The 9,249-nt window shown below is 71.7% G+C and carries 8 protein-coding genes; 4 read left to right on the forward strand and 4 right to left on the reverse strand.

The window, feature by feature from the left end; translation table 11 throughout:
* Positions 1-138: 138 nt before the first annotated feature.
* Positions 139-474 carry a winged helix-turn-helix transcriptional regulator gene (locus HTZ77_RS44690; protein ID WP_175595882.1) on the reverse strand — a complete coding sequence of 112 codons (336 nt, stop codon included), beginning with the start codon at positions 472-474 and terminating at the stop codon, positions 139-141.
* 146 nt (positions 475-620) lie between these two features.
* On the opposite strand from HTZ77_RS44690, the gene HTZ77_RS44695 reads away from it, so the two are divergent.
* The gene (locus HTZ77_RS44695; RefSeq protein ID WP_175595883.1) at positions 621-1,520 is read left to right on the forward strand and encodes an alpha/beta fold hydrolase; all 900 of its coding nucleotides are present in this window, start codon (positions 621-623) and stop codon (positions 1,518-1,520) included.
* 78 nt (positions 1,521-1,598) lie between these two features.
* Here HTZ77_RS44695 and HTZ77_RS44700 read toward each other — a convergent pair whose 3' ends face one another.
* Positions 1,599-2,723, reverse strand: a complete 1,125-nt coding sequence (locus HTZ77_RS44700) for an epoxide hydrolase family protein (RefSeq protein ID WP_175595884.1) — start codon at positions 2,721-2,723, stop codon at positions 1,599-1,601.
* 104 nt (positions 2,724-2,827) lie between these two features.
* On the opposite strand from HTZ77_RS44700, the gene HTZ77_RS44705 reads away from it, so the two are divergent.
* Positions 2,828-3,823, forward strand: a complete 996-nt coding sequence (locus HTZ77_RS44705; protein ID WP_175595885.1) for a helix-turn-helix transcriptional regulator — start codon at positions 2,828-2,830, stop codon at positions 3,821-3,823.
* Here the strand turns inward: HTZ77_RS44705 and HTZ77_RS44710 are convergent.
* Together HTZ77_RS44710 and HTZ77_RS44715 are read right to left on the reverse strand one after the other, a co-directional pair.
* Entirely contained in the window at positions 3,811-4,626 is an 816-nt protein-coding gene (locus tag HTZ77_RS44710) for a CPBP family intramembrane glutamic endopeptidase (protein WP_175595886.1), read from the reverse strand. The genes HTZ77_RS44705 and HTZ77_RS44710 overlap by 13 nt on opposite strands.
* An 89-nt stretch (positions 4,627-4,715) precedes the next feature.
* A complete protein-coding gene (locus tag HTZ77_RS44715; protein WP_175595887.1) occupies positions 4,716-5,966 on the reverse strand; it encodes a hypothetical protein in 1,251 nt (416 codons plus the stop codon).
* Between the two features lie 196 nt (positions 5,967-6,162).
* Between HTZ77_RS44715 and HTZ77_RS44720 the strand changes: the two genes are divergently transcribed.
* Both HTZ77_RS44720 and HTZ77_RS44725 read left to right on the forward strand, forming a co-directional pair.
* Positions 6,163-8,889, forward strand: a complete 2,727-nt coding sequence (locus HTZ77_RS44720; RefSeq protein ID WP_175595888.1) for an AfsR/SARP family transcriptional regulator — start codon at positions 6,163-6,165, stop codon at positions 8,887-8,889.
* Positions 8,890-9,008: 119 nt separating this feature from the next.
* Entirely contained in the window at positions 9,009-9,191 is a 183-nt protein-coding gene (locus HTZ77_RS44725; RefSeq protein WP_175595889.1) for a hypothetical protein, read from the forward strand.
* The last annotated feature ends 58 nt before the right edge of the window (positions 9,192-9,249 follow it).

Raw genomic sequence — 9,249 nt, forward strand, 5'->3', positions numbered from 1 at the left:
GAGTCTCGGCCGCCCTGGACGCCGGCACCACCCACGGCCGCATCACCAACGCCCTGAGGAACGACGGCAGCGCCGAGCTCGACATCCACGCCACCACGTCCAGCGGCGACATCACCGCCCGCAGCCTGTGAGGATGCCTCAGGCCGCGGGGATCGCTTCGATGATCTCCATGTTCTTCTCGCCCCATTCGCCCAGCGGGATGAGGGCTTGGTTGAGCGACTGCCCCAGGTCCGTCAGGGAATAGTCCACCCTCGGCGGAACCTGGTGGTACACCTCGCGGTTCACCAGGCCGCAGTGCTCCATCTCGCGAAGCTGGATGATCAGCGATTTCTCACTGATGCCCGGCACGGCCCTGCGCAGCTCTCCGAAGCGTCGCGGGCCGTCGTGCAGCCCCCACAGGATCAGCGCCTTCCACTTGCCGCCCACCACGTCCACGGCCGCGTCGAGCCCGCACGAGTAGCTCCGCTTCTTCACTGCGCCCTCCCATACTGAAGAAAAGGTAGGTACCTGAAGAAATAGTAGGTACTTGCAGGAAGTGCTGCAAGAAACCAGGATCGGTGACGCCGCAGGAGGGGCCCATCCTGCGGCGTCATCGATCACGTACAAGCACGGAGACAACTGTGAACTACGGGCGCATCACCGCGAACGGCATCGACTTCTCCTACGCCGAGCAGGGAGAGGGGCCGCTGGCCCTGTTGCTGCACGGCTTCCCCGAGTCTGGAGACGTCACCTACCGTCACCTCATCCCGGCCCTCGCGGCAGCGGGCTACCGGGCGGTCGCCCCCAACATGCGAGGGTTCGCCCCCACCGCGCTTCCGGCGGACGGCAGCATGCTGCTCAGCGATCTCGTCGACGACGTCAACGCCCTGCACCAGGAACTGGGCGGCGGCGACGACGCGATCCTGGTGGGCCATGACTGGGGCGCGGGCATGGCCTGGTCCGCCGCCACCACGACTCCCGAGCGGTGGTCGCGGCTGGTGGTCAGCGACGTCCCGCCCCTGAGCTTCTTCGCCGCCTACGCCGGCACCTTCGAGGGCATCGAGAACCTCAACCACTTCTGGTTCATCCAGATGGACATGGCCACCGAGGTCCTGGCGGCCGACGACATGGCGTGGCTGCGCCAGGGCCTGCAGGACAAGTGGACCGCCCCCGGTTTCGACGCCACCGAGGAGATCGACGGGATGCGCAAGGCGCTGGGCGAGCCCGCCCGGCTCCGCGCGGCCCTGGACCTGTACCGGACCAACTTCGGCCCCAAGCAGATGGGCACGCCGGAATGGGCGGCCGAACACGGCCGCCTCTGGGGCAGCCTGCCGAGCCAGCCGACGCTGTACCTGCACGGCACCGAGGACAAGAGCGTCGTCATGGATCGGCAGACCCTGGACGCCATCGGCGCCGCCCTCGCCGAGACCAACAAGCACTCCGAGGCCGCCTTCGTCGAAGGGGCCGGGCACATCGTGCCGGCCGAGAAGCCGGACCGCTACAACGAACTCGTGCTCGACTTCCTCAACAAGAAGATCTGAACGCTCGGAAGCAGCTCGGAAGCGGCTCGGGAGCGAGCCGGCGTCGCCCGGTCGGGCAACGCCGGCTCAGCACATCGGTCACCGCAGTGGCCCGAAGAAGGCCCGCAGGTCCCCCGCCAGCAGGGCCGGGGCCTCCATCGCGGGGAAGTGCCGGCCGCGCTGGAACTCGCTCCAGTGCGCGTCAGCCGGCGCGTGGACCAGCCTGCGCACCGTCTCGTCGCTGCCGAAGACCGCGAAGCCCTGCGGTACGGCGGGCGGCGCCCCCCAGTCGGACGCGTGCGCCTGCTCGTACAGGGTGTGCGCGGCGGTGGCGCCGGAGCCCGTGAACCAGTACAGGCTGACCGTGGTGAGAAGCTGGTCGCGGTCGACCGGCAGGTCGGTCCACTCGTGGACCTTCTCGGCGATCCAGGCGAGCTGCAGCAGCGGTGAGTCGACCAGGCCGTAGCCGATGGTCTGCGGCCGGCTGTTCTGGATCGCCAGGTAGCCGGAACCTTCCTTGTCGAACGCGTCCATCCGGCCCAGGATCAGCTTGTCGACCGGGTCGTTCGCGTCGAGCCGGTCGGCCATCCCCGGGATGAAGGTGGCGACGTTCGCGGCGGTCAGCGGATCGGTCACGACGTGGACGCCGATGACATGCTCGCCGTCGAGGCCGGCGACCATGCCCGACACGCCGGCGCCCACGTCGCCGCCGTGGACGCCGTACCGCTCGTAGCCGAGCCGGCCCATCAGCTCGACCCAGGCCCGCGCGGTGCGACCCATCCCCCAGCCGGTCGCGCCCAGCGGGGTCGAGAAGGCATAGCCGGGCAGCGACGGCGCGACGACATGGAAGGCCTGGCCCTCGGCCGGGTCGACCAGCGGCTCGATCAGGTGCAGGAACTCGGCCACGGAGCTCGGGTAGCCGTGGGTGATCAGCAGCGGCTTGGCGTCGGGCCGGTCGGACCTGACGTGCAGGAAGTGGATGCGCTGGCCGTCGATCTCGGTGGTGAACTGCGGGTACCGGTTGAGCCGCGCCTCCTGGGCGCGCCAGTCGTACTGCGTGCGCCAGTACTCGGCGAGCTCCTTCAGATGGCCCAGCGGTACGCCGCGAGTCCACTCCACGCCGGGCAGCTCGCCGGGCCAGCGGGCGTTGGCGAGCCGGTCATGCAGGTAGTCGACGTCGGACTGGGGGATCTCGATGCGGAAGGGCCGAATGCCGTCGCTCACCGTGCTTCTCCTTGTCACCGGGGCCGGAGCTCTTGTGCTCACGCGGAGAAGACTAGGAACATTAACGGAAAGGATCGTTCCTAGATTGTCGTCAGGGTCGAAGAATGCTGGAAACCTCGGCGCGGCTGCTGCGCCTGCTGTCGCTGTTGCAGGCCCGGCGCGACTGGACCAGCGCCGAGCTCGCCACCCGGCTCGGCGTCACCACCCGCACCATCCGCAATGACATCGGCCGGCTGCGCGCGCTCGGCTATCCGGTCGACGCGCGGCCGGGTGTGGCCGGCGGCTATCGGCTCGGCTCGGGCGGCGCCCTCCCGCCGCTGCTGCTGGAGGACGACGAGGCGGTGGCGGTCGCGATCGGCTTGCGTACCGCCGCGAGCGGCTCGATCGCGGGGATCGAGGAGACCTCGATGCGGGCGCTGGCGAAGCTGCAGCAGGTGCTTCCCTCGCGGCTGCGTCACCGGGTGAGTGCCTTCCAGTCGTACGCGCTGCCGATGCCGTCGCGCGGCTCGCAGGTGGATCCCGACGTGCTGACCCTGATCGCGGGTGCGTGCCGGGACCATGAGCGGCTCCGGTTCGACTACCGGGCGCATTCCGGGGCGGCCAGCCGGCGCTCGGTGGAGCCGTACCGGCTGGTCAACGACCGGCGGCGCTGGTACCTGGTGGCCTGGGACATGGATCGGGACGCCTGGCGCACCTTCCGGGTCGACCGGATCGAGCCGCGGACGCCGACAGGGCCGCGCTTCACGCCCCGTGCGCTACCACCCGACCCGGAGATCACGGCGCAGGTGGCACGCGGAGCCGGCGAGGCGACCTGGCGCTACCGGGCGCGGGTGATCGTGCACGCGCCCGCGTCACACGTGCGGGATCGGCTGCCGATCCCGGTGGAGGTGCAGTCCCTGGGCGAGAATCGGTGTGCGTTCGAGCCGGGCTCGGACCATCCGGAGATGCTCGCCCTCTATCTGGGCCTGCTGGGCGCGGACTTCACGATCGTGGACTCGCCCGAGCTGGTGGACGCGCTGCGCACCCTGGCGAGCCGCTACGAGCGCGCGATCGACTCCAGCCGGCGGCACCCCTCGTCCGGGCGGGCTCACATCGAGTAGGCGCCGGAGGCGAGGGCGATGATGCCGACCACGGTCATCAGCAGCGCCGAGCCGGGGTGCATGGTGATCGAGATGCGGATGTCCCGCTTCTTCCAGGCCAGCCAGACACCCGGGTAGAGGAAGACGAGCTTCGACAGGACCGTCCAGGGGGCCCAGAAGTGGTACACCGAGAAGAAGAAGGTGTTGAAGAACGGGGCCCACTTGCCGAGCTGCGGAAGGCGGGGCAGCAGGAAGCCGCGGAAGTAGTACTCCTCGAGCAGCGGCAGGGTGAAGCCGGTGAACGGCGCGCAGATGAGCAGCGTGGTGAGCACGATCTCCTGCGGGTAGCCCTGGAGGTAGGCGGTGCCGTCGGGGCCGGCGCCCTGGTAGTCCACCCAGGTGAAGAACCAGTCGTAGACGATGTTGTCCAGCGAGGTCAGCGAGAGCGAGACCACGGTCATCCACACGAGGCACGCGGCCCCGAGCCAGAAGACCTTGCCGCGCGAGAGCGGCTTGTCGCGGTAGTGGACGACGCCCTTCATCGTGAAGCGGCCGGTCTTCTTCTTGCCCAGCCACAGCAGGAACAACTGGAGCGGGAAGAGCACCACCGCGAGGGCGATGGCCCAGGCCAGGAAGATCGGGAAGTTCATCGCCCGGACCAGAGGGGCGGCGATGAACGCGTACACGGCGACGATGAGCGCGCCGGGCACCAGGTGCAGTGCGATGGAGAACGGGACGGAGTGACGGTCGGCGAGGAGCTTCGCGACGAAGCCCTTCGGCTGGTCGCCTCGGGTGTCGGCCGGGGGCTGCATTGCTGTGTCCATGCCGGGCATCGTGGCCCCGCGACCTAACACGGACCTGATATCGCCCTGACACGACTTCGGGTCGCCGTGAAAGGCGCAGGTCGCGGCCCTCAGCTCTCCCGGCTCCGGTAGGTGGCCCGCAGCTCGATCAGCTTCTCCCTGGCCACCTCGTCCAAGGCCCGGCGCTGATCCGGGTCCTCCTCCCAGGTGGCCTCCGCGCACAGGACCCTGGCCGCCTCGTGCGGCTCGGCGTCGCGCACCACGTACCAGACGATGTCGCCGCAGCCGTGCCTGTCGTGATCACGGCGCAGGACCGTCACGATGCCGGAGACGAGGATCTGCCTGGTCCACGGGTTCCTGGCCAGAACCTGCCGATCCACCGTCAGCCCCTCGTCCATGAGCTCGCCACCGAGCATGTCGTCCTCCCACCGCCACACGCGGCGGCTGACACCCGGTGGTACATACAGGGCGCCACGGCCTTCGACGGGCACGGAGAACGTCTGCGTGCCGCTGCGACACAACTCCTTGGCGATGCGCTCGCCGTCGGCGTACTCGCGCAACTGAGCCACGCCCAGGTCGCGCCCGGACAACGAGCCCCACCGCGCCTGCTCGGCGTGGTAGCGGTCGATCAGCGGATCCTGGAAGCGCCCCGCACGCGCCCGCGGCGGGGTGCAGGAGGCCAGGGTGAGGTCCACGCCGTCCTCGATGTCGATCCCGGCCTCACGCAGCAACTCGTGAACGGTGACGCCCCTGTCCTCGGCCTTGCGGCGCACCATACGCAGCCAGCCGTCGAAGGTGTCCAGGTCCGGGTCCGCGCGCAGCGACGCCCAGTCCGCCACCGCCGAGACCGGCACCGGCACCTCCCGCCGCGCCGGCGGTTGCACGAGCTGCTCGGGCTCGAGGTCGATCGAGTAGTACAGCACCCCGCGCGCGATGTAGGAGAACGGTGCCGCGTGCGTGATCGGGTCGAAGACATCCCGGATCGGCCAGAACCGCAGCAGCCATGCCTCCTCGCACTCACCTGTGGCATGCCCGTCGCCCGGCTCGGGCTCACGCAGGTACATGTCCACGCCGTACTCGAAACGCGGCGGCCCGATCAGGAAGTCATGCCCCTTGCCCTCCATCGTCGAGACGATCGCGACCACACCGCTCTCCGCGACGAACGTCGTCGAACTGACCGGCGTCCACGAGGCATCCGCGGGCCCCGGCTCGGCGTCCCAGGACTCCAGCCGCACGGCCGCGACGAAGTGGTAGATCTCGTCGGTGGGAGAGCTCCATGCCGGCAGGTCGGTGCCGTGCAGCCCGAACATGTTGTACTCGACGTAGATCTCGTCGTCGAGCCTCCGCAGCAACTGAGCCATGTCAACGCCTTCGCCTTGCAGGTGATCATCCTGGCTTGGCGGAGTATGGCCCACCGCACCGACAAAAGCCCGGCGAAGGTGCCGCCGAAAGCTTCGCCGGAAGTCCGCGTACGGCCCTCCGGTGATCCGGCAAGCCGGACGCGTCCCCCGTGGTCTCATGGTGCTCGAAGATCCACGTGCAGGGAGGTGGGCTGCCATGCTCATCCGGTTACTGGGGCCGGTGGAGGCGGAGCGCGCGGGACAGGCGTGGCCGGTGCGTCCTCCGCAGGTCGCGCTCACGCTCGCCGCGCTGGCGTGGGAGGCCGGCCGGGTGGTGCCGGTCGAGTCGCTGCTCGCCCGCGTGTGGGGTGAGGCCGCCCCGCCGGGCGCGCGGCGCACCCTCCAGACGGTGATCGCCCGGATCCGGCGCGACGTGCTGGCGGAGAGCGGCGCTGTCGTCCAGCGTCCCGGCGGCTATCTGCTCGACGTGGACGAGTCCGCCGTGGACGTGCGCCGCTTTCGCGTCCTCGCCGAACGGGCCGCGAGTGCGCCGGATCCGGCGGCGCCGTTGGGCGAGGCACTGGCGCTGTGGCGCGGCGATCCCCTGACCGGACTGTCCGGCGAATGGGCCGAACGGGTCCGCCAGCGTCTGCGGGACGAGCGCAAGGAGGCCCTGCTGCGCTGGGCGCGCGCGATGACCGGCCGCGACGCCGCCGCCGTGGTGCGGGCGCTGGCGCCGCTGGCCGAGAGGCACCCGCTGGACGAGCTCGTGGCGGCGGCGCTGATCGAGGCGCTGCACGCGTGCGGGCGCACCGCCGAGGCACTGGCGCACTTCGCCCACGTACGCCGGACGCTCGACGAGGAGCTGGGCGTCGAGCCCGGCGCGTCCCTCCAGCAGGCGCACCGGACGTTGCTGCGCTCCGGCACCCCGCCCGAGCCCGTCGGCCTGGTCCCGGCGCAGCTCCCGGTCGGATCGAGGTGCTTCGTCGGCAGGGCCGCCGAGTTCGACCGGCTGGCCGTGATCGTTTCCGGTGAACGACCGGTCACCGCGGCCGTCTGCGCCATCTCGGGACCGCCGGGGGTGGGCAAGTCGTCCCTCGCGCTGCGCTGGGCGCATCTGAACCGCGACCGCTTCCCCGACGGGCAGCTCTACGCCGATCTCAGCGGGGTGGACGCCGACGACGCGTCCGTGGTCCTGCCGCGCTTCCTCGGCGCGCTGGGGGTGCCGGAGGCGCAGGTGCCGTCCGGGTCCGAGGCGCAGATCGGGCTCTACCGCAGCCTGTTGGCCGGTCGGCGGGTTCTCGTGGTGCTCGACGACGCGAGGGGGGCCGCCCAGGTCCGCCCGCTGCTGGCCACCGCGCCGGGATGCCTGACGCTGGTGACCAGCCGCGCCGAGCTGCCCGGCCTGGCGGTCACGGCGGGCGCGCACCTGCTGCGCCTGGACGTCCTGCCGGGCGACGACGCGTACCACCTGCTGGTGACGTGGCTGGGCGAGGCGCGACCGGCGGCGGAGCCGGACGCGGCGGCGCTGATCATCCGGCGCTGCGGGCGGCTGCCGCTGGCGCTGGCGATCGTCGCGGCCCGGCTGGCGCAGCGCCCCGAGCTGCCGCTGGCCGAGGCCGCCGCGGACCTGGAGCGGGCCGGGGCGGGCCTGGAGCCGTTCGCCGACGACGACCCGGCGGTCGACCTGCGCGAGGTGTTCGGGCGGTCCTACCGCGACCTGCCCGTCGCCGCGGCAGGGCTGTTCCGCCGCCTCGCGCTGCACCCCGGGCCGCACCTGCCGCTGGCGGCGGTGGCGAGCCTGGCCGCCCTGCCGGTGGCGCGCGCCCGGGAGCTGGCCGTGCACCTCGACCGCGCCAACCTGGTCCAGCTCTGTCCGACCGGCCGCCTGCACCTGCACGACCTGCTCCGGGCGTACGCGGCCGAGCAGGGGCGCGTCTCCGGCGGTCGGGCGGCCCGGCTGGCGGCGACCCGCCGGTTGCTGGACTACTACCTGCAGTCGGCATGTGCCGCCAACTCCGTGTGCTACCCGCACCGCGACGACCTGCGCCCGGAACCCCCCACCCGGGGTGTCGCGGTCGAGCGGTTCGCCGGGGAGGCCGAGGCCCTGCGTTGGTTCGCCGACGAGGTCATGACGCTGCAGGCCCTGCTGGCCGAGGCGACCGCGGCGGGCCTGGAGCGGCAGGCGTGGCAGCTCGCGTGGGCGTTCATGGAGTTCATGCAGCGGCGCGGCCTGTGGGAGGAGATCCTGCGCGTCCAGGCGGTGGCGCTCGACGCGGCCCGGCGGCTCGGCGACCGGCTGGCCGAGGCCCGCTGCCACAACAGCGCCGCCCGCGCGCACCACCGGCTGGGGCAGCACGGTGAGGCGATCGAGCACTTCGAGCGGGCCGCCGAGAGGCACCGCGACCTCGACGAACCGGTGCTGCACGCGCACGTCCTCCTGGGTCTGAGCGTCGCGCTGAGCCGGACGGACACCATCGAGGCGCTGGACCGGGCGCTGCGCGCGCTGGCCCTGTTCCGGAGCGCCGGCGACGCCGTCGGAGAGGCGCGAGCGCTCAACAACGCGGGCTGGCTGCGGGCGGAGACCGGCGCGTACGACGCAGCGCTGGCCGACTGCCGCCGCGCGCAGCGACTCCTGGCCGGCCTCGGGTACGCCCAGGGCGAGGGGCACGCCTGGGACAGCGTCGCCCACGTCCTGCGCCTCAAGGGCGACCACGCGGGGGCGGTGGCGGCGTTCGAGCGGGCGGCGGAGCTGCTGCGCGGCTGCGACGACCCGCACGCCGCCGCCGAGACGCTGGTCCGCCTGGGCGAGACGCACCTGGGGACGGGCGACGTCGCCGCCGCGCATGCCGCCTGGAAGCAGGCGGCGGACTGCTACGACGCCGTCGGCGACGCGCGGGCGGCGGACGTCCGCGACCGCATCGCCGCCCATCGGCACGGGTGACCCGATCCCGCGAGGCTTCGGAGCAGGGCGCGGGCGGGCCGTTCACATTTCGTTGACAATTCGCCCACGCCTCTGGTCCAGGCTGCGACGAGCGCCGGAACTAATGAAGGGAAGGTTCGATGCGCGTCGTGACCAGGATGGCCGACCGGATTCTCGAGCTGATGGCGCCGCACACGGTGGCCCGCGCCACCGACTGCGGCTGGGAGTGCTGCGGTCCGATCAACGCCGGAAGGTACTGCTGCTACTACCCGAACGGCAGGAAGTCCTGCCGTTCGTGCCAGACGTACATCTACTGCTCGTGACCAGCGCGGGCGCGTTGCCCGGCCCACCGAGCTGAGCGCGCGCCCGGCGGGCCGGACC

Source organism: Nonomuraea montanisoli (genome assembly GCF_013363975.1).
In the GTDB taxonomy this organism is placed as follows: Bacteria; Actinomycetota; Actinomycetes; order Streptosporangiales; family Streptosporangiaceae; genus Nonomuraea; species Nonomuraea montanisoli.

Coding starts and splice junctions, on each gene's coding strand:
- HTZ77_RS44705 (WP_175595885.1), top strand. CDS start 2,828: ATGCTGGAAACCTCGGCGCGGCTGCTGCGCCTGCTGTCGCTGTTGCAG.
- HTZ77_RS44710 (WP_175595886.1), bottom strand. CDS start 4,626: ATGGACACAGCAATGCAGCCCCCGGCCGACACCCGAGGCGACCAGCCG.
- HTZ77_RS44715 (WP_175595887.1), bottom strand. CDS start 5,966: ATGGCTCAGTTGCTGCGGAGGCTCGACGACGAGATCTACGTCGAGTAC.
- HTZ77_RS44720 (WP_175595888.1), top strand. CDS start 6,163: ATGCTCATCCGGTTACTGGGGCCGGTGGAGGCGGAGCGCGCGGGACAG.
- HTZ77_RS44725 (WP_175595889.1), top strand. CDS start 9,009: ATGCGCGTCGTGACCAGGATGGCCGACCGGATTCTCGAGCTGATGGCG.